We start from the raw sequence: 23344 nt of genomic DNA on the forward strand, positions 1-23344 counted from the left end.
GAATCAAAGGATGAAGTATCAAGGCAGAAGGATGAACTCATTCATCCTTCCACCTTCACCCTTACTCTATAGCGTCCTCTGGAACGTCTCGCGGATGTACGCCTCAAAGACGTCGCCGATCTTGATATCGTCGTAGCCGTTGAGCTTGATACCGCACTCCAGGCCGCTCTTGACCTCGCGGACGTCGTCCTTGACGCGTTTGAGCGACTCGATCGTGAGGTCTTCCGTGATGACGTTGCCACCGCGGATAAGGCGGATCTTGCTGCCGCGCTGGATGTGCCCATCCGTGACGAAGCAACCGGCGATGTTGCCGAGCCGCGACACCTTGAACACCGCCCGCACTTCCACATGGCCGTGCAACTTCTCGCGGGTTTCGGGCTCGAGCATGCCCGACAACGCCTTCTTCAGGTCGTCGAAGATCTCGTAAATCACCTGGTAGGTGCGAATCTCGACATGCAACTGCTCGGCCAACTGCCGGGCCTTTTCGTCGGGAATGACGTGGAAGCCGACGATGACCGTGCTCTCGTTGACGTCCTTGGTTGCCGCCGCCAACTCGACGTCGGATTCGGTGATGCTGCCGACCGCCGAGTGAATGACCTGAACCTTGACCTCTTCGGTGTTCTGGTCGCCGACCGTCTTGACCAGCGTTTCCACCGAGCCTTGTACGTCGGCCTTGATGATGAGGTTGATGGTCTTGGTCTGACCGGCCTTCATCTGGGCATACAGTGCGTCGGCCGTGCTGACCGTCTGGTTCTTGGCCGCCAGGTCCTTCTGCCGCTGGAGTGTTTCGCGCTCCTCGGCGATCTGGCGGGCACGGTCCACATCGTCAACGACATAGAACTTGTCGCCGGCATTGGGGACGTTGTTCAAACCGCTGACGATGACCGGCGTGCTCGGGCCGGCTTCCTTGATCGACTCGCCACGATCGTTGAGCAGGGTACGGATACGGCCGTAACCCTGACCCGAGATCATGACATCGCCAACCTTCAGCGTACCGTCCTGCACAAGCATCGTACCGACCGAGCCGAGGCCCTGATCGATCCGCGCTTCGATGACGGTACCGCGGGCCGGGGCGTGCGGATCGGCCTTGAGGTCCAGCAACTGGGCCTGGTAGTCCAGGATTTCGATCAGTTCCTGAATGCCCTGGCCGGTCTGGGCGCTGGTGCGAATGACTTCGGTATCGCCACCCCACTCGACGGGATTAAGTCCCTGGGCAGCAAGCTGGCCGAGGACCATGTCGGGGTTGGCGTCGGCGCGGTCGATCTTGTTCATCGCGACCACGATCGGCACCTTGGCGGCGCGGGCGTGGTTGATGGACTCGATCGTCTGCGGCATGACGCCTTCGACAGCCGCTACCACCAGCACGACCACGTCGGTCATGTTGGCGCCACGGGCACGCATGCTCGTGAACGCCTGGTGACCCGGCGTATCGATGAAGGTGACGCGCTTCGACTGTCCGTCGGAACCCTTGATTTCGACGGTCCACGCCGCCGTGTGCTGCGTGATGCCGCCAGATTCGCCGGCGGCGACGTTGGCAGAGCGAATCTTGTCGAGCAGGCTGGTTTTGCCGTGGTCGACGTGGCCGAGGATCGTGACAACCGGGGGACGGGTCACAAGGTTCTCCTCGACTGGAGCTCGACTGCCGAATTCTTCGACCAGCAGTTCTTCCAGCGTCTGCGCCTGGGCGATCGTCAGATCGACGCCGTAATCCAGCGCGACCAGTCCGGCCAGTTCCGGCGAAAGCGACTGGTTGATCGTCGCAAGTGTGCGGTGCTGACGCATCAGCTTGCCGATGACGTCGTTGACCTTCACACCCAACGCCGCAGCGAGCGTGCGCGGGGTGATCGGTTCTTCGATCGAGATCGGGGCGCCGGTCTGGGCCGCCGTGCGGGCGATGAGCTGCTTGCCCTGTCGGCTGGCGCGATCCATCTGCTGGCCGACGCCATGCACATATTTCGCCGCATGCGACAGACGCAAGTTTCGCTCGGCGAGATCGGCATCGCTGAACTCTTTGAGGCGTTCGTCGGCCTCGCCGCGACGACCGTCAATGCCACGCCGGCGACCAGAGAGGCTGGTCTTCTTGGCTGCCGCCTTCTTCTTTGCTGCTTCGTCTTCGTCCTCGACGGTAACCTTCACACCCCGGCCGGTGCTCGGGCGGGCTGTGGTGTAACCGGTCGTGGGGCCGCCTTCTTCGCGGCCTCGGGGGCCGCGCGGGCGCGGCGCCGCAACGACATCGGGCTTCTCCTCGCGGATCACGCGAGGGCCCTGGATCGTTGCCGGCTTCAGCATCGTTGCGTTGAGCTGAGGGGCGACGGTAACCGGGCGACGTTCCACCGTACCGGCGAGTTTCGTCGAGCCGATTGTGACCGTCGGACGCTGTGCCGGGGGCTGAAGTCCGCTGGGAGCGCGGCCGGGGCCGTGGGGAGCATTGCTGCCGGGCCCGGCTGCGGGACGCTGAGCAGGGGCAACGAACGGCGTCACCGGGGCCGCGGGTGCAGAGGCCGGCGATGATTGAGCAGGCGGTGCGACGGGGATGGTCCCCGCTGCCGGGAGCGCCGGCGCTGCCGCGGACGTGCTGACCGTTGGCTTGACGGGAGCAGGAGTCTCATTCTTGGGCTGCTGCGGGCGGACTGCCGGTGCAACCGGCTTTTCAACCGGTGCCGGTGAGGCATCTGGCTGGTCGCCGGCGGCTTCTTCTTCGCCGCTCGCCGTGCCTTCGGAAGTTGCCGGAGAACCACCCTCGGGGTCGGATTCCTCGCCGGCCTTGCGCTTGCGCGGCGGCGGAGGACGCTTGCCCTTGGGTTTGGCGGGCGGTTCCTCGACGGCAGTTGCCGTCGCGGTCGAGCCACTGCCCCCCGAAAGCGCACCGTCGGCGTGCCACTCACGGATGGTTGTCGCCAATCCGATGGAGATGGAGCTTTGGTGGTTGGGCGCTTGATCGCCAAGTCCCTCGTCGCGGAGCTTGGTGAGAATCGCCTTGCTTTCAACGCCCAGCTCTTTAGCCAGCTCGTTGACGCGGATACCTTTCTTCGTCGCAGCCAAACCGGCCTCCAGGAGTACACCAATCTGCGGTCCGGGCATGATGGTTGATATAGACCAACCAGCCGACCGCGCCCGGCGCGGGCTCTGATCCATCGTCCGCCCCTGACGCCCAGACACGGCAAGCAAGCCGGTGTCGGTGCATTTCAAGGCGGAGCAAAGGCGCCGATCTTGGTATTACGTTCGCCAACGCCGGAGGCTCGCATGAACCGACGGAACGATGGCATTCTTTTCGTGTCGCCGCTGTCACTCGGCCGACGGGGGCTCTCGCCCCTGGGCCAGCGCGGCTCTGTCTTCATTTTCGTCGGTCAGCACCGGGCCGGCCGGGGAATGCTTTGGCATGCCCTGCATCGCCGCCTCTTCCGGCGACGGCGCATCCTCTGGCGTCGTCGAACTCATGTCGTGCACGACCACTTCCGGCGAAGCACCCTCGGTTGCTTCATTGGCACCCGGCATCCGGTCGCTCTCGCCGGCGGGCTCTTCGGTGGCGGCTTCGACAGATTCGGCCGGCGATGTAGCGGCCGTCGCCAAACCGTCAATCCCACGTTCGCCTGCGGCAGCTTCCACCGCCGGCGCGTTCCCGAAGAACGATGCACCGGATGCACGGGCCCGGGCATCGGCAGCCTTCTTGGCTTCCTGTTCGATCGTGACCAGCTTGGCTTCTTCGCCACAGCGTTCGACGACCATAACAGCCAGTTCCTCTTCCAGCTGAAGTTCTTCCTTCAGTGGTTCTGCACCGACCTCTTCCACGTCGCGGACATCAATCAGGCCCATCGCAATGATCTTGTCGACCATGTCCTGCGTGACGCCTTCAATCGTCTTGAGCGTCGCATGAAGCCGAGCGGTACCTTCCTGGAACTCCTTGGGCGTCAGGATGTCCACGTCCCAGCCCGTCAGCCGGGCCGCAAGGCGAACGTTCTGCCCGCGTTTGCCGATCGCCAGGCTCAACTGGTCGTCGTTCACCACCACCGTGGCGCGGCCCAGTTCGAAGCAGAGGGAGACTTCTGTTACCTCGGCCGGCTTCAACGCGTTGGAGATCAGAATCTGTGACGATTCGTTCCAACGGACGATATCGATCTTCTCGCCGCCGAGTTCTTCGACGATGTTCTTGATGCGGCTGCCGCGGACACCAACGCATGCCCCGACGGCGTCCACCTTGGTATCGATCGAGCTGACCGCAATCTTCGTCCGGTGGCCCGGCTCACGAGCCAGAGCCTTGATTTCGATCGTTCGCTCGCCGACTTCCGGTACTTCCCGTTCGAACAACCGGCGGATGAGTTCCGGATGGCTGCGGCTCAGGATGATCTTGATCGCACTGGGCGTATCCCGAACCTCCATGATCAGCGCCTGGATGCGCTCGCCAACCTGATGCTGCTCGCCGGGGATCTGCTCGCTGCGCGGCATGATCCCTTCGGGGCGACCGAGGTTGACGATCATCGTCGGGCCTTCGAAACGGGCGACCGTGCCCGTGACGATCTGGCCGACCTTGCTCTGGTACTCGTCGTAGATCGCGCCGCGCTCGTCCTGCCGGATGAGCTGGATCATGACCTGCTTGACAGTCTGCGCACCGATTCGCCCCATGACCGAAAGCGGGAGAACCTGTCCCTGGCGGGCGACAGAGATGTCGCCGGTCGTACGATCGAGGGTGACGCCGAACTCGGTGGTGTCTTCTGTGTTAAAGTGCTTACGAAGGCCCGACGCGACGGCCTGTTCGATGTCCGTGTAGACCTGTTCGCGCTCGATCGCCTTGTCGCGTGCGATTCCGTCGACGATACGAATCAATTCCGGGTTCGGCATAGCTCCTCGTTCTCTCCGCGCTATTCAGTTTTGCAGCGCTATTCAATTATCTGCTGACGTCGCAAACCGGTCCGTCATCCGGACCCTGCCCTCGGCAACCACAAACAAAAAACCGCTCTGTTCGAGCGGCACACATTCGGCAGAACCTGTAGCGTCGGCATGTCCGCATCCCGGAATATCCGGGACAGGGATTTGCCGGCAGCGGTCGTCGTTATCCGACCGCCCCGACCTCCCTTTTCAGGGGTCTCGGTGCGGCCGTCGTTCGACGACTCGCTTCCGCCACTCGATGTTGTCCATGCGCTTTATGCCATAGCATGGGCCAACTCGGTGGTGGGCTGTCCGGAAGGGGTTGTTTCCAGACTCAGGTTCATCCCGGTGTCTTCGGGCTCGAATAAATGGATCCGGCGAACATCCACATGGACGGTCACCAGCGATCCTAGCTGCGGCGTCAAACCGGAGGTCTCGCCGGGACTTGACGGTCCCGATGATACCAGCCCGTTCGCCGCATCCACCCGCGCAACGATCTGATCATTGCCGGCAGATTGCAGGTAGAGATCAATACTGCTGCCGATGGGCTCGATCAGCGTCAACCGCATTTGCAGCGGCTGAGACACGACCGACCCGTCGTCAGCCCGAAAGGGTCGAAGAGAGAGGTGCTCAGGGCGTATACCCATGATCACCTTCCTGCCGACCCAACTCGACGGCACTCCGCCTGACGGCGCAGCGTCGCGAGAAAGTATAAGAGTAAAGCCTTTTGTCGGGTAGGTCAACCCGTCACCGGTGCCGCCAACGGATTTACGCCCGGATGGCGCAGACTCCACGAAGCTCAGTTTCGGGCTATTCTCGGTCGCTTCGAGATGACCTTCAATGAAGTTCATTGGCGGCATGCCGATGAAACCGGCGACGAAGCGGTTGCGGGGTCGGTGATACAGTTCAAGTGGCGGGCCGTCCTGCTGTACCTTTCCATTGAGCATCACGATGATCCGATCGCCGAGGGTCATCGCCTCTTCCTGGTCGTGGGTCACATAAACCGTCGTCGTGCGGAGTTTCTGGTGGAGTCGTTTGAGTTCGGCCCGCGTCGTCAGTCGAAGCCGGGCGTCGAGGTTGGAGAGCGGCTCGTCAAAGAGAAACGCCGCCGGCTCGCGCACGATCGCCCGCCCCACCGCCACGCGCTGGCGTTGCCCGCCTGAAAGTTCCCGCGGCTTGCGGTTTAACAGCGATCGGATGTCGAGCAGGTCGGCAACACGCTTGACCCGCTCGTCGATGTCCCGCCCGATCTGCCGGGCTTGGGACGGATGCCGCAATCGCTTCAACAGCGACGGCATCTTGCGGAGCCTAAGACCGAACGAGAGATTCCCATAGACAGTCATATGGGGGTAGAGCGCATAGTTCTGAAAAACCATCGCGATGTCACGATCTTTCGGAGCAATGTCCGTAACGTCGCGGCCGCCGATGGAGATTCTCCCAGTATCAGCCTCTTCGAGACCGGCGATGAGTCTTAAGGTCGTACTCTTCCCGCAACCGCTCGGGCCGACCAATACGACGAACTGGTGATCCTCGATCGACAGCGATAGGTCGTCCACCGCAGTAACCCCGCCGGAATAGGTCTTGGTGATGTGCGATAGTTCGACGGCGGCCATGAGGTCGCGATTCTATGGTGCCAGGCATCTGTTCACCATGGCGACAAATGTCCGTAGCGATTGGACGAGAAGAGATCCTGGTCAGATGCCGGTGACGGCGACTTGGCTACTTCGTCGCATCCAATCGAAGATTCGCTCAAAAGAGGCTTCCCGGTTTACCTCGCGCAGGATTTCGTGCTTCTGACCGGCAAGCAAGACGAAGGACCTGTCGGGATTTGACGTGCCTTCGACGAATGCTTTTGCGGCGGAAGCGTCGGCGACGCGGTCGGCGTCGCCATGCAAGCAGAGGAGCGGCAGTTTAAACCGGGCCGCATTCGCGCTCGTTTGCTGCTGCCTTCGCAGCGTCGTTGCATACCATCGCGGCGTCGCTGCCCGCAAAAGCAGCGTGTCATTGCGCGAGTCTTCAATCATTCCGGCATCGCTGGTCATCATGTCGGCCGACAGGCCACTGCCCACCCTCAACGATGGAGCAAGGATGTTTGTGACGGCCGCGATTGCCGTCCAGAGAGGTCCGAGCGAAGTGGCCGGTCGTAGATACGGCGCGGTGAGGATGACACCGGCAATCTCCGGGGGGTTCAAAACACCGTCCGTCCCGGCAGTGGCCGCCACGAGCCCGCCATGGCTGTGCCCGAGCACGAACATCGGGCGGCCGAGGTAGCCGTCTCGGCCGGCGTTCTGGTGCGACGCCGACAGCATCGACTTCAGGTCGTCGAGGAACTCCTGCCATCGCGACACATAACCCCGCCTGCCACTGGATCGGCCATGGCCTCGAAAGTCGAACGCCTCGCATGCGACGCCGCGTTCCGCGAACCACTGCATGACATGCGCGAATCGGCCCGAGTGATCGCCGTAGCCGTGGAGGATCAGAAGTCGTGAGTGCACGTCGCCAGCGGGCCTCCAATGGCGATGAAAGAGTCGTTGATTTCCCGTGGCGACCCAGTCCGACCTGAACAGGGAACCGCCGAGTAGAGATCCCTGCAACGCTGAACGGCGTGGGTCAACGACATGGCTAGCGAGGTTAGACATAAAGGGAGTGCAGTCGCGGCGGGCGTCCTTACGTGATCTTTACAAGACGCACACTTCGAGCATTCGAACGGCGACTAACCTTAAGGGTCGCGGACGGATGCTGCCACTATCGGTCGTTTAATTCCTCCAGCCACACACCATCTGTTGCGCCATTGTTGCAATATTAACAACATATCCACCGATTGCTCACCATCGTAAGTCATAACAGCGTGGAAGAGATGCAGCCATGGACGGCGTTGTGGCCTTGCCCGGAACGGTTTTGGCGAGGTTCCCTGAAAGACTGCATCCCCAATAGCCAACGACTTGAGCCTCTGGGGACGGATCCCCAAAGCTGTCGTTCCACGGAACATCGGTGTCCTCCGGCCAGAGAGGCGGGCGGATGTCGAGGCGGCGAGAGATCGTCGCTCGCATAGGAGCAGGCCATGTCCCACGCGTCCCCTTCCGTCACCGTCAACGGCCAAGCCGTCGGCGGTCAATCGTCCGGCCGCGATTGCGATGCGCCGCCACGCTGGCGTCGCGCCGATCTCCATTGCCACAGCGTAGCCAGCACCGAGGCCGATGAGGCCGTGCTCAACGCACTGGCCTGCCCCGAATGCTATAGCGAACCGGCGGACGTTCTGGCGCAGGCACGCAGCCGCGACATGGACTTTTACACGATTACCGACCATGACTGTATCGACGGCGTCCTCTCGCTCGGCCGCCGTGACGACCTGATTGTTGGCGAAGAACTCACCTGCTACTTCCCCGAAGACCACTGCAAGATGCACGTCCTGGTGTGGGGCATTACCCCGCTTGATCATGCAAATCTGCAGGCACGGGCTGCTGACATCTACGAAGTCGCGGATTACATCGAGCGTCATCGCATCGCGCACGCGGTCGCCCACCCGCTTTACCGGCAGAACGACACCATCGGTCGCTGGCACCTCGAACGTCTGCTGCTGATGTTCAAAGGGTTCGAGTGCATCAATGGCGCGCACTCGGTACTGCACAAAAATGCGTTCGAGCCGGTGTTGGATCATCTGACCGAGAAGAAGCTGGTCGAACTGACGGCCCGGCATGGGATGCGGCCGCGCTGGCCCGAACCCTGGGTCAAGGCCCGCACCGGCGGCAGCGACGACCACGGGCTGCTGAACGTCGGTCGTACTTGGACCGAGTTCCCGCCGGAAGTCACCACCTGTGAGCAGGCCCTTGAATCGATCCGCAATGCCACCTGCCGCCCGGGCGGCGAAGCGGGTTCAAGCCTTAAGCTTGCACACAACTTTCTCGGCGTCGGTATCCGCTACTGGACGCGGAACATGGCCCCGACGGCGAACAATGGTCGCGATACCCTTGTCACGCAGGCCCTCCAGACGCTCGTCGGTGAACGACGCCGACCGAGCAAACGCGACTTGGTCAAGGCGGCAGTGCGTCACGGGTTTGCCGCCGCCGGCCGGCGGATTGCGTCGCCCTTCCGTCGTAAGAAATCTCCCGCCGCCGGAACGGCACTGCTGGGCGAACTTGCGTTTTCGTCGCTGCTCAAGCGCCCGCGCGAACGCGCCGCGATCTTCGACGCCATGCGGCGCGGCGTTGCGCCTCTCGGCGAGCACGAGCAGATTTTCAAGCTCGTGTCGGTCCTCAACCGCGATATCACCTCCGGCGTTTTCGCGCACGTCGCCAAGGAACTGGCCCGCGGTGAGATGGCTGCCATCTTCGACGCCCTCTCGACACTTGCCGCTCAGCAGTTCGGCCTGCTCCCCTATTACTTCGCGCTGTTCCATCAGAACAAGGAACGCCACCTCTGCGGCGGGATCACCGGCTTCGGCCGGGAGGTCAACGGGGAGAACATCAAGATCGGCCTCTTCACCGATACGTTCGACGAAGTGAACGGCGTGGCGCGGTTCCTGAAGCGTCTCGGCGGCGAGGCCGATCGCCGTGGCCGCCATCTGACGATTGCCACCTGCAGCGACGCTCCGAAGGACGAGCAGACACCGTTCAGAAAGAACTTCGAGCCCGCCGCCTCGCTCCCGATGCCTCACTACCCGGAGCTCAAGCTTTCGCTGCCTCCGGTCCTCGAGATTCTTGAATGGGCAGACCGCCAGCAGTTCGATGTCATCCACATCAGCACGCCGGGTCCGATGGGCCTGGTCGGCTGGCTGGTAGCAAAGATGCTGAAGGTACCCGTGCTGGCGACCTATCACACGGACTTCCCGGCGTTCGTCCGGGAGATGACCGGCGACTACCGCCTTACCGCTGCGGCGACCAGCTACATGGGCTGGTTCTACAACAACGCTGCGACCGTCTTCGCTCGCAGTCGCAGTTACGAGTCGGCGCTCGCCGAACTCGGAATTTCCAAGGGTGTGGTACGCGTTCTGCCGCCGTGCACCGATCCCGAGAACTTCACGCCACGCCATCGTGATGCGGGTCTCTTCGAACGCTCAGGGATTCAGCAGCCTCTTCGACTTCTCTACGTTGGACGGGTCAGTGCGGAGAAGAATCTGAAGTTGCTCGCCGACGCTTTCAGCAAGCTCTGCGTTGAGCGTCACGACGTCGCATTGATCGTGGTGGGTGAGGGGCCCTACTTGCCGGAGTTAAAAAAGCAGTTGAATGGCCTGCCGGCCCACTTTCCAGGCTACAAGAAGGGTGCCGAACTTGCCGCGTACTACGCATCGGCAGACCTGTTCGTTTTTCCGAGCCGAACCGACACACTCGGCCAAGCCGTGATCGAAGCTCAGGCATCAGGATTGCCAGTCCTGGTCAGCGAAGCCGGTGGCCCGAAGGAAGTCATGGACGACGATGTCACCGGTCGTATCGTCGCGAGCACGGAGGCAGAAGTCTGGTGCTCGGCGATCGACGAGTTGCTCGACGACGTCGCCGCCCGCTCGCGTATGAGCCGAAACGCCGTCAATCGCGCAACCCGCTACACGCGCAGTGACGTGTTCGACACCTACTGGGAGCAGCACGTCAAGACAGTCCGCGAAGCGACTATTGGCGATGTCTGGTGTGAACCAAAGCGGCCTGCCTCGTCTGCCGCCGCAACTGAACCGACCGCCGCCGATCTGGAGGTCGCCGCATCATGAGAATGACGACCCGACACGTTGCCACCATGCTCAAGACTCGTACTCGACGGAAAGGGGCTGCATTGCCGCTTTCCGGCGGACACGCCGATGCGGGTTCCAGGACAGCGAAACATGATCCAGCCTTGGTGTCTCCCGCATCGTTGGGGTCACCGAGCGTTGCCTCTGGCGTGTGGATTGCCGCGCGCTTCGCACCGCCGCGTATCCTGGTTCTGTCAGCGTCAGCCGGTGTGGGGCACCTGCGCGCCGCGGAGGCGATTGAGCTGGCGTTGCGCCAGACGCATCCCGAGGCGCATGTCGTTAACGTGGATGTTCTGCAGTACACGAACGCCGCGTTCCGACACTTCTTCGCACAAACCTACTTCGACGTCATCAAGCACGCCCCGCATTTTGTCGGGTTTATGTACGACCGCCTAGACAAGCCGGGCTGGCCTCCAATGGAGCGGCTTCGTACAAAGTTTCAGCGTGTGCAGTTCGGCAAGTTCACCGATCTGCTGCTGTCGCAGCCGTGGGACCTGGCGATTAACACGCATTTTCTGCCTGCCGAATTCATTTCCTCGCTACGCCTTGAGGGCCGATTGAAACTACCCCAGGTGATGGTGACGACCGACTTCTACATTCACTGCATGTGGGTCAAGCAGCCGGTCGAACGCTATTACATGGCCAGCCGCGAGTCGGCGATCAACCTGTCGAATGTGGTACCGCTGTCCGAAATGGAGGTCACCGGCATCCCGATTCACCCGGCATTCGGGGAGGCAATGGACCCGACCGGGTGTCGTCGCAAGCATGGTATCAGCGTCGATCGCAACGTCGTACTGCAACTGGCCGGTGGGTTCGGCGTGGGGCCGATCGAACAGATTCACCGTCGGCTGCTCGAATGCCAAACACCGCTTCACGTTGTCGTCGCCACCGGCCGCAACGCCAGGGTGCGTACCAGGCTTGAGGCGATTCCTCTTCCGTCGCACCACCGGCGAACGGTGTTGGGCTTCACCAGTGACATGCCGGAACTGATGACCGCCGCCGACGTGGTCGTCTCCAAGCCCGGCGGGCTGACAACGAGCGAGGCAATGGCGACCGGCACGCCGATGGTCGTTGTCGATCCCATCCCCGGCCAGGAAAGCCGCAACAGCGACTACCTGCTGGAGAACGGCGCTGCGATCAAGGCCAATACGCTCCAGAGCCTGCCACACAAGCTGGATGTTATATTGTCCGATGGCGCTCGGCTCAAACAGATGCAGGCTAACGCGCGACGGATCGGCCATCCCCGGGCGGCATTTGACGTGGTGGAACGGGCGATGAAGTTGATCAGCACGGTCAAGGCGTGATGGCTAGCGCGAAACAACGATCGATTGTACCTGCAACCGTCATGGTCTACTCCGCGTCCTCCCGCACGCCAAATTCGAGCTTCCACCGTTGATCCGTTGCACCCTCGACGCCGCTGCGGACACACCACAACTCCAGTACGCCAAGTTCAGTGATTCGGCTCTGGAACTTCACGGGGACATAGTCTTCTTCAACGTTGTCAGGCCGCGGAAGGTTCGCCTCCAGCGAATCGCTTTCTTCAAGTTCGCCTTCGGCCCAGCGATCGACGAGGTCGCCGGGCATGTCGGTCTTTCGCGAGCCGGCTGAAAAGAAGCGGAACGTCGCCGGTTCGCCGACCACTAGGCCGATGTCGTCGCTCGGCACATCGGCCTGCGATCCTTCTTCCATGCCGAACGGGACGACGCACAAAGCGCGAAGAGGCCTCGGCGCTCCGGGGATTGCGAGCCCGGCGGTTTCAATTCCGACGTAGTAGCTCCGAGCCGTGCCGCCCCGAATGCGGACACCCTTTCCGCGTTTGGCCGCGCCGTAGTACGCGGCACCGCGGGCGACGGCAAAGTCGAGATCGTTGTTGCCGGACAGTACCTCGGGCGTACGTCCTCCGAACCAGCTACCGATGGTTCCGGTCAGGCGTTCCCGAAACGCGGCCGCCTTGAAGACGCCGCCGTTGAACAGCAGGTGCGTCGGCCGGACCGCCTGGCCGTCCTGTCCCTGCTGGCTGAGAAAGGCGGCAAGATGTCGCGTGACGGCGGTGTCTGTTTCGAATGGAAGACCGATCTGCCGAAAGCCACTGGCGCGCTGCTTGTGCGGCTTGTCGGCGAGCGTGCAGGCCGGAAAGAAGCCGTCCACCAGAAGCGATCGAACCGCCTCCCGCTCGAGGTCAACCGATACCGTCCCACCAATAACCTTCTTCCCGCGCCCGAGGACAGAGACCTGCTGCTTCGCTGGACCTTGTGCGGCGAGCAGTACCTCCTTGGCCGCTCGGCACGAGTGCCATAAGGCAACCGATTGCCAAGGGTCGAGGGTGACATTCTTGGATGCGAACGCGGTCGTTGCGTGGTAGGCAAGCGCCAGGTCCATGTTGTCGCCGCCGACCAGCGTGTGATTGCCCACTGCGACGCGATTGAGCGCGAGTTCTCCATTCTCCTCGGTGACCCCGATCAGCGTGAAGTCTGTGGTGCCGCCGCCAACATCGGCGACCAGCAACGTGTCCCCCACCTTCAGTATTCGGCGCCAACGATCGGCATGATCGGCCAGCCAGGCATAGAGGGCGGCCTGTGGCTCTTCGAGGAGGGTGGTGTCCTCAGGAAGACCGGCGGAGATCGCGGCCTCACGCGTCAGGTCTCGAGCGGCAGCGTCGAATGATGCCGGAACCGTCAGCACCACCTGCTGATCCTTCAGTGGCGATTCTGGGTGAGCGGCGTTCCATGCGGCGGCGATGTGCTCGAGGTACCGCTTGCTCGCCTCGACTGGCGACACCTTGGCGACATCGGCGGGTGCATTCCATGGCAATATGGGCTGCCGCCGATCAACCTTGCTGTACGCCAGCCAACTCTTGGCGCCGACGACCGTCCGCGTCGGCACATCGGCCGATTGCTTGCGCGCCAGTTCGCCGACAGCGAAATCTCGCTGCATTCCCCAGGGAAGATCGAGAGACCGGGCGTCGCGGTCTGCGTCGGTACCAAGGTACAGAAAGGACGGAAGAAGCTTGCGGTCTTCAATCGTCGCGGTCGCCACGACCTGCGGGAGGTTGAGCAGTTCGATGCGCGGCGCTTCTTCCCCAAGTTTGGTGTAGGCAATCACACTGTTGGTGGTGCCAAGATCGATGCCAACGGAATATGCGGGCGAACCAGACATGCCGGGATTTTATCATGTTCCACCCCTTCATTCTTCAGGTCGCGCCTCAGCGGGTTGGCTTTCCTGGTCGAACGCGATCCGCAATTTCCAACGATGAGCCGTCTCACGGGCGGGTTGCCTGGAAGCAGGCGGGTAGATCCTTCTTGGTTTCCAGAAGGATTTCCAGAATCGCCCTGCGATCGTCCGCGGAGAGATGTGCAAAAGCCTTGTCCTGATCTTTGCCGGTCAGCACTTCGAAAAGCCTCGCGTACAAACGGCTCCTGGTCTGTTCCGGCAGGCCGTCAAAACCCCTGGAGTAGATCAAATAGCTCAGCGGATACTTGAACGTCCTGCGTGTCAGATCGAAATCCCGGAGTGAACGCCCTCGGCTGTCTCGCGGTCCGCGAGCGGTGAAATCGCGGGCGAACGTGGAGGTACCTTCGATCGGTGCAGCCAGTGGTGCCTCGTCGCAGAAAAGCAGGTACCTCAGCAGAGTCTCCGCCGAGCTGTTGATTCGCCGGTGCGTGCTGTCGGACATCTCGTCCAGAGGTTGTCCCAACGCCTCGTTCATGATGCGCGCATCCCGCAGTGCGAACTTGCACGCGTAGTTCGCCTTGGTCATCAGGTTGTGGGCCTCGGCCTGATGGGCAAGTACCGTCATCGCGACGATGTCACTGTGCGGCGTCAGGTATGCCGACGTATCGAAAAACTTGCTCAGATCGGTGACATTCGTTCCGGCTTTTGGATCGACGGGCTCTGCATCGTCGCGGCTTTTGCCGACGAGGTTGCCCATATGCTTCTGCACGTCGAACGCGCCGTGCCGCCCGCTAATGTACCAGCCGCCGTACCGCTCCGAGAATGGACTTTCGTGCGTGGTCACCTTGGTCCCCTCGCTGAGGATCGGCTGTCCGCGAGGGTCGGGGTAGACCGACCGAATCATCAACCCCGGGACGTCGTGGGTCATCGTGCTGGCGTGACACTGGAGGCAGTTCTCTGTCTGCCGTACGAACCTGGGCTTTCCCCTTGCAAACTGATCCAGTGTATAGAACACAGTCCCGATGGCGGGATCGGTCGTGGCTACTTCCAGGACATCCCCGCCCTGCACATAGCCGATGTAGGTGTCGTCATCGAAGTAGAGCGCGCGAGGCGTGGAGGGGTGAATCCCTTCCCGCTGAAAACTCGTCTTTGAAAAGACCAGGGTCTGCGACGATTCCAGAATTCCCAGTTCCGCCAGCACGGACCGGAGATATCCCTGGTCGCCGCGCGGTCGAAGCTCGACCGACCCTGCGAGTATGCGCTTCTGGAGCTGAGCGACGGGGTCGGATACGGCAGCGTTGGAGTAGTTGATCGGTTTCTGGTTGTACTCGTACTGAGATCGAGCAGTCGCTGCGAACGACAAGCAGATCAAGACAGAAAGACCGATGATGGGTCTGCGGCGATACATCGTCGTCGTTCGCATGAGTGCAGGACGAGCCATGCGCGGCTTCAGTTCAATAAATGTACCTAAGTGTCCAGAATTGCGTTGATGACCGTCCAGGCAAATCTGGTGTGCGCCATGCAGGCGCAAACGCCAGCGCCGTCTACTTCTTGGCTACTTCGGTCAGTTTCGCGGTGAACGATGGCGTCGCTTCGGCGAACTCGATGTCGCACAGCGGGCGGCTGCGGGTGGGTTCGGCGAGGAGCTCGGCGAGGGTGGAATCCTTGAACGCCTGTTCGACCATGTCGAGGGCGGCGTCCATGCGTTTGTGAAGCGGACAAAGGTTCACACCGTGCGACTTAAGACCCAGCGGACACGTATGAATCCGCTGAACCGGGTCGATCGCATTGACAATATCGAAGATGGTGATGTCCGCGGCCGCCCGCCCCAGAACCGAACCGCCGTGCAGACCGCGCTGCGAATGTACCAACCCTGCGCGTCCGAGTGTCTGGATCACCTTGGCAAGGTAGCCTTCCGGCACCTTGGTGGCGACGGCGATCTGGCGCGTGGTCACCGGCCCTTCCTGAACAGCCAGGTGAGTCATGACCCGAAGCGCGTACTCGACAGTCTGCGAAAACATCGGCCTCCGTTGAGCGGTGCGTCAACTGTAGCCGAAGCGATGATGCGCAGAAAGCGGCCCGCCGGGCCCCATCGCGCGTTCAAGGCTTGACACCAAACATCAGTTGCCCGGCGGACACGAACCTGCCTTCGCGACAGAAAACCTCCGTCACGACGCCATCAATTGGCGACGGCACCGGAATCTCGGTTTTCATCGATTCCAGGATCGCCAGCTTCTGCCCGGCGGTGACGCGGTCGCCAACCTTTGCCTCGACCTTCCAGACATTGCCGGGCACATCGGCAAAGACCGGCTCGCTCCCGGACGCGACCGCGACATCAGTGCCGCCGACGGCGTCGTCGGGTGGTTCGCTCGAGAAGTTGGCAAGACCCAGTTCGTCCCAGCGACGCCGCTCGGCGTCGAACGCCGCCTGTTGGGTGGACTTGAACGCGCCGATCGAATCGCGGTTGTCAGTGAGGAACTGGTTGTAGTCGCGCAGGCGAAAGGTCTGGTGTTCGATCTTTAACTTGTACCGGCCGGCGGGAAAGTCCTCGCGTATCTTCAGTAGCTCCTGGGCTGTAACCGGATAGAACCGGATCTGGTCGAAGAACCGCAGCAACCAGGGCTTGCCGTCGACAAAGTCGGTTGTTTGGCGATAGGGATTCCACATCTGGCACGTTCGCCCGACGAACTGGTAACCTCCGGGCCCTTCCATGCCGTACACACAAAGGTACGCCCCGCCGATGCCGACGGAGTTCTCGGCGGTCCAGGTCCGGGCCGGGTTGTACTTGGTGGTAACCAGCCGGTGCCGCGGATCAACCGGTGTCGCGACCGGTGCCCCGAGGTAAACATCGCCCAGGCCGAGCACCATGTAGCTGGCGTCGAACACGATCTTCTTCACGTCGTCAATCGATCCCAGGCCGTTGATTCGACGGATGAACTCAAGGTTGCTCGGGCACCAGGGTGCGTCCTTGCGGACCACCTGCATGTACTTCTCAATCGCCAGCTGGCACGCCGGGTCGTCCCACGACAGCGGCAGATGAACGATGCGTGTCGGGACCTCGGTGTGCTCGATATCGGGCAACGCGGCTTCGGCAGCGAGAAGCGCATCCATCAGCCTGAACAGGCGCAGTTCCCGGCTGTCAAAGTGAATGTGCAGCGAACGGATGCCCGGTGTCAGGTTGATGATGCCTGGAAGCGGATGGGCTTGCATGTGCGTCATCAGCGCATGCACCCGGAATCGCAGATTCAGGTCGAGCTGGAGCGGCCCGTACTCCACCAGAAGGCACTTGTCGCCGTCCTGGCGGTAAACCACCGCAGGCCCGTTGGCGGACGCCGGAAGTGAATGGAGCACCGGCGACTCGATCGTATTCCGGACGGCAAAGCCCCCGGAGTAGATGTGCTGCTGCAGTCGCGCCGACGAATGTCGGCGGGCAATATCAACGGCCGGCTCGTTGCGGATGACAGGATTCAGCGAATGAATCTCCTCGTCCTGCATCGCTTCGAGCGTGGTCGCCACGGCCTGTGTGACCCGCTTGAAGCGGATCGTATCGCCGGGCTTGAACTGCCCGAGCTTCCAGAGGTCGGCCTGGATGATCGTTGCCGGGCAAACAAACCCGCCGAGGCTGGGACCGTCGGGGCCCAGGATGATCGGCAGATTCCCGGTGAAGTCGATGGTACCGACGGCGTAGGCGTTGTCGTGGATGTTTGAAGGATGCAGCCCGGCTTCGCCGCCGTCGGCGCGGGCCCACGTTGGGTGCGGGCCGATGAGCCTGACACCCGTGCGATCGGAATGGTGATGCACTTTCCACGCGGTCGAGAAGAGCATCTCGATATCCTCCGGCGTGAAGAAGTCGGGCGCGCCGTGGGGACCGTAGAGAACCGACACCTCCCACGCGCTGGTGTACTGCGGCAGCAATGACGGGTGGGGAACATAGCTCGCCAGCAATGCTTCGCGGCGGGCTTCCTTTTGCGTCACGGACCTGCCGTCATCGGCGACGCGCAGCACGTCACCGGCGCGCAGCGCCCGTCCGCCATGCCCACCGAACTTTCCGAGCGTGAACGTTGCCTTGCTGCCGAGGTAGTCGGGCACATCCAGGCCGCCCGCGAACGCGATGTACGTTCGCGCGCCGGGCCCCTGCACTGCCTTGAAGTCGAGCGTCATGCCGGCCCTGACCTCGACCGGCATCCAGAGCGGCACCGGTACGCCATCGAGCGTACCCCGCATGTCGGCCCCGCAGACGGCAATGATCGTGTCGACGTTGAATCGCAAGGTCGGCCCGGAGACGGTCAGCTCAAGTCCGGCGGCACCTTCGGGATTCGCCAGAAGCACATTCCCAATCCGAAACGCCAGCCCGTCCATCGGACCCGACGGCGGCACGCCGATCGCCCAGTAGCCGAGCCGGCCCGGCGAATCCTGGACTGTCGTTTGCGTGCCGGCCTTGAGCACTTCGATCGCCCAGGGCGCGAATGCTAGCGTGCCGAGAAAGCGGGTGGTGGTTCGTCCCTCAGTGAACGTCGTCGTGTCGAGAATCGTTCTCAGATACTCGAGGTTGCACTCGATTCCCGCGATTCGCGTCGCACCGAGCGCTGATCGCAGCTTCCCTACCGCTTCGGGTCGCGACGGCGCGTGGACCATGATCTTGGCGATTAATGGATCGTAGAACCCGGAGACTTCGCTGCCGGTCACGACCCAGGTGTCGACCCTGGCCTCGGTTGGGAAACGTACATCGGTCAACACGCCCGGCGACGGTTGGAAGTTCTTGCCCGGGTCCTCGGCATACAGCCGCACCTGAATCGCCGAACCGGCGGGCTTTGGCGGCGCGTACAACGCGGCGGGTGGCTCCCCGGCGGCAACGCGAAGCATCCACTCGACAAGGTCTACGCCGGTAACCAACTCGGTCACGCCGTGCTCGACCTGAAGTCGCGTGTTCACCTCGAGGAAATAGAAGCGGCCGGTGTCATCATCAAGGATGAACTCGACGGTGCCCGCTGACCGATAGTTGACCGTTTTCCCGAGCTTGACCGCGGCGGCAAACAGCTGATGTCGGAGCTCATCGCTGACGCCCGGGGCGGGCGTTTCTTCGATGACCTTCTGATTGCGACGCTGCGCCGAACAGTCTCGTTCGCCGAGTGCCGCCACATGACCCTTGCCGTCACCGAAGATCTGCACTTCGATGTGGCGGGCGTTCTCGATGTACTTTTCAAGGTATAGCCCGGCGTGCTTGAAGTTCGCCTTGCCGAGGCGCTGGACGGCAGCGAATGCTTCGGTCAGTTCGCTCTCGGCGCGGCACAGCCGCATGCCGATTCCGCCACCGCCCGCAGTGGCCTTGACCATGACCGGCAGTCCGATTTTCCGGGCGGCAGCAAGCGCAGCCTCCGGCGATTCGAGCAGCCCGGAACCCGGCGCCATGGGCACACCTGCCTTCATCGCGAGCTCTCGCGCCGTATGCTTGAGGCCGAACGCCTTCATCTGATCGGGCGTCGGCCCAACGAACGCAATTCCGGCGTCATCGCACATTGCCGCGAACTCGTGATTCTCCGACAGGAAACCGTAGCCGGGATGAATCGCCTGTGCCCCGGTCGCCATCGCCGCTTCGATGATCAGATTGCCGCGCAGGTAGCTTTCGGCCGCCGGCGCAGGTCCGATCTTGACCGCTTCGTCGGCGAGGATGACATGCTGGGACTGTACGTCCGCATCCGAATAGACCGCGACCGAAGCAACGCCCAGCTTGCGAAGTGTCCGGATGATTCGGCAGGCGATCTCGCCGCGATTGGCAATGAGGACTTTGGTGAACATGGTTATAGGGTCCGCCTTGGCGGACGCGAACGTTCAAGTGGAAGCAAAACTCTTCGAATACCAATCGGCTCGCGACGCCGGGACCTCGCGTCCGCCAGGACGGGACCCTACGAGATCGTCACTCGCACCGGGGTCGGGTTGAAACCGTTGCACGGGTTATTGATCTGCGGGCAGTTGCTGATCACCACCAGCGTGTCCATCTCGGCACGAAGCTCGAGAAACTTTCCGGGCGCGCTGATGCCATCAACGATGCCAAGGGCACCGTCGGCCTCGACCGGCACATTCATGAACCAGTTGATGTTGCTGACCATGTCCCGCTTACCGAGGCCATGCTGGCCCAGCTCGTAGATGAAGTTCTCTACACAAGCGTGCTGATGCTTGGTGTGGTGGCCATAGCGGAGGGTGTTGCTCTCGCAGGAACAGGCACCGCCGGAGGTATCGTGCCGGCCGCAGTTGTCGGCGACGATCGTCATCATGGGATTGCCCTCGTTGCTCATCAGCACCGTCCCGACATTGAGAAAGATGTTCTTCTGCGCGACGACCGTCTCACAAGAACTGTAACGCTCGGCAGGATCGGCCGCGCTGTAAAGTATGCAGTCGACTGCCTGGTTGCCTTCAAGGTCAACGATGCGAAGGGTTTGGCCCTTCTTCAGAACGTGTGACCAGGGTGCTCGGGCGGGGATGGTGAAATCGTAATCGGTAGCCATGGGGACTGCGGTTGACGGTTTCTGCGCTTGGCAGGACGGGTGTTGCCCTGCGGGGAATCCTTCATCCGGCAGGCATTGCCCGCCCTACATGAGGAAATAGTCTTCGACGTTCTCAAATGCCCGAAGATTCTCCGGGGAAGCATTTCGGATGGGGTCATCTGCTGGCGTCTGCTCGCCACGCCATGCAGTCAGGCGAACGGCGGTGCAGGTGTATTGGGGCCTCGGGTCGAGCGCGTGTGGCGTATTGGCGATTGCTACCAACACGTTCATCTCGGCGCGAAGCTCGACATAGTCTCCCGGTTTGCTGCTGCGAGGGTTGAAGGTCAGCGCGCCGTCCGTCTCCACTTTCACGCCTTTGAAGAAATTGATGTTGGCCGGGATGTCCTTCTTCCCGAGACCGTACTTCAGCAGAGCGAGCAGGAAGCGATCGCGGGCGTTGGGGAAAGGGCCGAAGTTGTCGCCAGTTCCGTACTTCTTCGCGTTGCTCCTGACGTTTGAGCAACCGCAGAATGTATCGTGCTGCCCGCAGGTGTCTTCGACGATGCTCAGCAGCACCCGTCCCATGTCTGAAAGGACCAGGCCGCCTTTTCCGACATACGCGTTCCACTGCACTTTGACCGTGTCGGCGACATTGATGCGCTCGATCGGACGATCGGCGTTGAAAACGAGCAGGTTGATGCAGCCGTCGCCATCGAGATTGGTGAGCCGGAGACGGGAACCACGCTTGAGAATACGGGCGGCGTATTCGCCGCCGGCGAGCGTCTCATCCCAGACCACGTCGCCGGCCGATACGCCAGCCGGGAGATCGGTCGCCGCCGATGCCGGAATCGTCGGCATCGCCCGCACCTTCGTGCCGGCCTGTGCGCGGGCGTGTTCGCGCGCCTTGTAGGGATCGGAGAGTTGGCTTTGCATGGTTCTGCGTTGAAGTGAAGGCTTTGCGGCCTGCACTAATTACCGGAGCAAGGTGGCGATGCAGGCCGGGAGGCCGGCCCACAATCATAAGACATCGTCGGTCGCCAGCGTCATTCGAATGAGCGGCAGTTTCTCTTCTCTGTGTTCTCCCGGCGGGTGAATGAGCTCGCTGATTCTTGCCCGGGTCGCGAGGAATCGAGGATCCATAAACTGCTGCGGCGACCGGGGCCGGGGGACAGGGACCTCAATGATCTCATTCACTCGCCCGGGATGCGCCGCCAGCACAATGATGCGGTCCGCCAGGTATACCGCTTCATCCAGGTCATGGGTGATGAACAGGATCGTGACGTCGACATTCTGCCAGATCTGCTGCAGATATCCCTGCATCTGGCTTCGGGTCTGGGCGTCGAGCGCGCCGAACGGTTCGTCCATCAGCAGGATTCGTGGCTGATTCGCCAGCGATCGCGCAATCGCGACACGTTGCCGCATCCCGCCGGAAAGCTGATGCGGATAATGGTCGGCGAACTTCTCGAGGCCCACCATCTGAATCCACTGCATCGCATCCTGCTCGGCACGCGTGGGCCCGAGCCCTTTACTGATGGGGCCGAACATGACGTTCTTCTTCACGGTCAGCCACGGGAACAGGGTGTAACCCTGAAAGACCATTCCGCGGTCGGGTCCGGGGCCGCTCACCGGCTTACCGTCGAGCAGGATCTGCCCGCTGGTCGGATGGTCGAGTCCCGCGAGGATTCGGATGAGCGTCGACTTCCCGCAGCCGCTGGGTCCGATGACGGTGATGAACTCCCGTCGATGAACGTTAAAGTTGATGTCGCGGAGGGCGTCCACTGGGCCGCGCGCCGATTCAAATTGTCGCGACACCGATCGTGCTTCCAGGACCACCGGCCGGGCGTAGATGCGTTCAAATCGTTCGGCAACCGCAGGCTCTTTCTCCTTGTAGCTGGGCAGGTCAAGCTGTTGCAGCATCGGCCCTCCGTGTCGGCTTTTCCGGGTCTTCAGGCTTCGGGTCGGCCGCTGACTCTAGAGATGCCGCGAGATCGGCTATCGTCGGTACGGTCATCGCTTCGGGAATCGACGCACCGGCTCCTGCCGGAACGGAGCCTTCAAATCCCCGGCGGTGCGGCACAAATCCTCTCAGCAGCAGCCAAATTTCGCTCCACATCCCGACCGCCGGCTTCGCCTGCCAGGGGAACAATTTGGCACCGATCATCGTGAGCAGTTTGTCGGTGATCAGACCAAGCATGCCGATCATCACGATACCGGCAAAGACATTGTCGTACTTGAAGTATTTGCCCTGGCGATCAATGAAGTAGCTAATGCCCGACAGTGCGCCGATCAGTTCGGCAATGGTGAGCAGCGTCCATGCGGCACCAAGCAGGATACGCAGGTCGTTGTAAAGGTTCGGCAGAATGCCTGGCACAATCACGCCGGTCAGCAACCTCTTTCTGCTTGCGCCGAGCGTCATCGCGGCTTCCAGCAATGCCGTATCGAGTTGCCGCGTGGTGTTGGCAATCACGCGGATCATGCAGAAGACCGTGCCGATGAAGATGATCGCGAGTTTCGCCGGGTCGTATAGACCTAGCACCGCCACGGCGAGCGCCCCGAAGACCGGCGGCGGCATGTAGCGGACAAAATCGACGACGGGCTCGACCAGCCTCGATACGCTGCCGAACGTACCACAGAGAATCCCGATGGGGACGCCGACGATCGCCGACAGACCGAACCCGATCATGATGATCCGCAGACTGTGCAGCAGGCTCTCGTGGAGCCAAGGGTCCTCCTTTCGCAGCGGCGGCGTTGTAAACGCCGAGTAGAACGCCTGTGCCACCTTGTGCGGCGGTGGCAGGTAGACTGGGTTCTCGCCAACGCCGGTCATCTGTTGCCTGCCCTCGGCCTTCAACCTGGCGTTCGCGGCTTCAAAGTCCGTTCGGGGTACGGGTACGCCGGACTGAAAAAAACTCTCGCCCGGGTCGGCGACGCGAACGATCGGCTGCCAGACACCGGGTACGTAGCTCACCAAGCACCAGAGCCCCAGCGGCAACAGGAACGACAGCGCCTTAAGGAGCAGGCTGTGCCCCGGCGAAGGATCATGGCGAATGGCGAAGAATGAGGGCATCAGGATGTCTGCAGGCGCGAGATACGAAGGCACGCAGGTGTTGCGAAC

The 23344-nt window shown here is 62.0% G+C and carries 14 protein-coding genes; 2 read left to right on the forward strand and 12 right to left on the reverse strand.

Features of this window, described 5'->3' with window-relative positions; translation table 11 throughout:
* Window positions 1-66: 66 nt before the first annotated feature.
* The 4 genes from infB to IPV69_RS05575 all read right to left on the reverse strand — a co-directional run bounded on the left by infB (window position 67) and on the right by IPV69_RS05575 (window position 7502).
* Entirely contained in the window at window positions 67-3081 is a 3015-nt protein-coding gene (gene infB, locus IPV69_RS05560) for a translation initiation factor IF-2 (protein ID WP_206293926.1), read from the reverse strand.
* Between the two features lie 204 nt (window positions 3082-3285).
* The gene (gene nusA, locus IPV69_RS05565; protein WP_206293927.1) at window positions 3286-4836 is read right to left on the reverse strand and encodes a transcription termination factor NusA; all 1551 of its coding nucleotides are present in this window, start codon (window positions 4834-4836) and stop codon (window positions 3286-3288) included.
* A gap of 302 nt (window positions 4837-5138) precedes the next feature.
* Complete coding sequence (locus tag IPV69_RS05570; protein WP_206293928.1) at window positions 5139-6476, reverse strand: ABC transporter ATP-binding protein; 1338 nt, start codon at window positions 6474-6476, stop codon at window positions 5139-5141.
* An 81-nt stretch (window positions 6477-6557) separates the two neighbouring features.
* Window positions 6558-7502 (reverse strand): alpha/beta hydrolase, encoded by a 945-nt coding sequence (locus tag IPV69_RS05575; RefSeq protein WP_315853150.1) that lies wholly within the window; start codon window positions 7500-7502, stop codon window positions 6558-6560.
* A 422-nt stretch (window positions 7503-7924) separates the two neighbouring features.
* On the opposite strand from IPV69_RS05575, the gene IPV69_RS05580 reads away from it, so the two are divergent.
* Both IPV69_RS05580 and IPV69_RS05585 read left to right on the forward strand, forming a co-directional pair.
* Window positions 7925-10558, forward strand: coding sequence for a glycosyltransferase (locus IPV69_RS05580; RefSeq protein WP_206293930.1), 2634 nt, complete (start codon window positions 7925-7927; stop codon window positions 10556-10558).
* A gap of 167 nt (window positions 10559-10725) precedes the next feature.
* Window positions 10726-11880 carry an MGDG synthase family glycosyltransferase gene (locus IPV69_RS05585; protein ID WP_206293931.1) on the forward strand — a complete coding sequence of 385 codons (1155 nt, stop codon included), beginning with the start codon at window positions 10726-10728 and terminating at the stop codon, window positions 11878-11880.
* Between the two features lie 46 nt (window positions 11881-11926).
* Here IPV69_RS05585 and IPV69_RS05590 read toward each other — a convergent pair whose 3' ends face one another.
* The 8 genes from IPV69_RS05590 to IPV69_RS05625 form a co-directional block, all read right to left on the reverse strand.
* Window positions 11927-13732 carry an Hsp70 family protein gene (locus tag IPV69_RS05590; RefSeq protein WP_206293932.1) on the reverse strand — a complete coding sequence of 602 codons (1806 nt, stop codon included), beginning with the start codon at window positions 13730-13732 and terminating at the stop codon, window positions 11927-11929.
* 103 nt (window positions 13733-13835) lie between these two features.
* Window positions 13836-15188 (reverse strand): hypothetical protein, encoded by a 1353-nt coding sequence (locus IPV69_RS05595; protein ID WP_206293933.1) that lies wholly within the window; start codon window positions 15186-15188, stop codon window positions 13836-13838.
* Window positions 15189-15291: 103 nt separating this feature from the next.
* The gene (locus tag IPV69_RS05600) at window positions 15292-15768 is read right to left on the reverse strand and encodes an RrF2 family transcriptional regulator (RefSeq protein WP_261361993.1); all 477 of its coding nucleotides are present in this window, start codon (window positions 15766-15768) and stop codon (window positions 15292-15294) included.
* A 79-nt stretch (window positions 15769-15847) separates the two neighbouring features.
* The gene (gene uca, locus IPV69_RS05605) at window positions 15848-19543 is read right to left on the reverse strand and encodes an urea carboxylase (protein WP_206293935.1); all 3696 of its coding nucleotides are present in this window, start codon (window positions 19541-19543) and stop codon (window positions 15848-15850) included.
* A gap of 107 nt (window positions 19544-19650) precedes the next feature.
* Complete coding sequence (locus IPV69_RS05610) at window positions 19651-20250, reverse strand: urea amidolyase associated protein UAAP2 (protein ID WP_206293936.1); 600 nt, start codon at window positions 20248-20250, stop codon at window positions 19651-19653.
* An 84-nt stretch (window positions 20251-20334) separates the two neighbouring features.
* Complete coding sequence (locus IPV69_RS05615; RefSeq protein WP_206293937.1) at window positions 20335-21162, reverse strand: urea amidolyase associated protein UAAP1; 828 nt, start codon at window positions 21160-21162, stop codon at window positions 20335-20337.
* Window positions 21163-21246: 84 nt separating this feature from the next.
* Window positions 21247-22146, reverse strand: coding sequence for an ABC transporter ATP-binding protein (locus IPV69_RS05620; RefSeq protein ID WP_206293938.1), 900 nt, complete (start codon window positions 22144-22146; stop codon window positions 21247-21249).
* Window positions 22130-23296 (reverse strand): ABC transporter permease, encoded by a 1167-nt coding sequence (locus tag IPV69_RS05625; protein WP_206293939.1) that lies wholly within the window; start codon window positions 23294-23296, stop codon window positions 22130-22132. Before IPV69_RS05625 ends, IPV69_RS05620 begins: the two co-directional genes overlap by 17 nt.
* Between the last annotated feature and the right edge of the window lie 48 nt (window positions 23297-23344).

Origin of the sequence: Humisphaera borealis, assembly GCF_015169395.1 — a bacterium.
Taxonomy (GTDB): Bacteria; Planctomycetota; Phycisphaerae; order Tepidisphaerales; family Tepidisphaeraceae; genus Humisphaera; species Humisphaera borealis.

Excerpts from the sequence above, each read along its gene's own strand:
- infB (WP_206293926.1), bottom strand. The coding sequence starts at position 3,081 with ATGCCCGGACCGCAGATTGGTGTACTCCTGGAGGCCGGTTTGGCTGCG.
- nusA (WP_206293927.1), bottom strand. The coding sequence starts at position 4,836 with ATGCCGAACCCGGAATTGATTCGTATCGTCGACGGAATCGCACGCGAC.
- IPV69_RS05570 (WP_206293928.1), bottom strand. The coding sequence starts at position 6,476 with ATGGCCGCCGTCGAACTATCGCACATCACCAAGACCTATTCCGGCGGG.
- IPV69_RS05575 (WP_315853150.1), bottom strand. The coding sequence starts at position 7,502 with ATGTCTAACCTCGCTAGCCATGTCGTTGACCCACGCCGTTCAGCGTTG.
- IPV69_RS05580 (WP_206293930.1), top strand. The coding sequence starts at position 7,925 with ATGTCCCACGCGTCCCCTTCCGTCACCGTCAACGGCCAAGCCGTCGGC.
- IPV69_RS05590 (WP_206293932.1), bottom strand. The coding sequence starts at position 13,732 with ATGTCTGGTTCGCCCGCATATTCCGTTGGCATCGATCTTGGCACCACC.
- IPV69_RS05595 (WP_206293933.1), bottom strand. The coding sequence starts at position 15,188 with ATGGCTCGTCCTGCACTCATGCGAACGACGACGATGTATCGCCGCAGA.
- IPV69_RS05600 (WP_261361993.1), bottom strand. The coding sequence starts at position 15,768 with ATGTTTTCGCAGACTGTCGAGTACGCGCTTCGGGTCATGACTCACCTG.
- uca (WP_206293935.1), bottom strand. The coding sequence starts at position 19,543 with ATGTTCACCAAAGTCCTCATTGCCAATCGCGGCGAGATCGCCTGCCGA.
- IPV69_RS05610 (WP_206293936.1), bottom strand. The coding sequence starts at position 20,250 with ATGGCTACCGATTACGATTTCACCATCCCCGCCCGAGCACCCTGGTCA.
- IPV69_RS05615 (WP_206293937.1), bottom strand. The coding sequence starts at position 21,162 with ATGCAAAGCCAACTCTCCGATCCCTACAAGGCGCGCGAACACGCCCGC.
- IPV69_RS05620 (WP_206293938.1), bottom strand. The coding sequence starts at position 22,146 with ATGCTGCAACAGCTTGACCTGCCCAGCTACAAGGAGAAAGAGCCTGCG.
- IPV69_RS05625 (WP_206293939.1), bottom strand. The coding sequence starts at position 23,296 with ATGCCCTCATTCTTCGCCATTCGCCATGATCCTTCGCCGGGGCACAGC.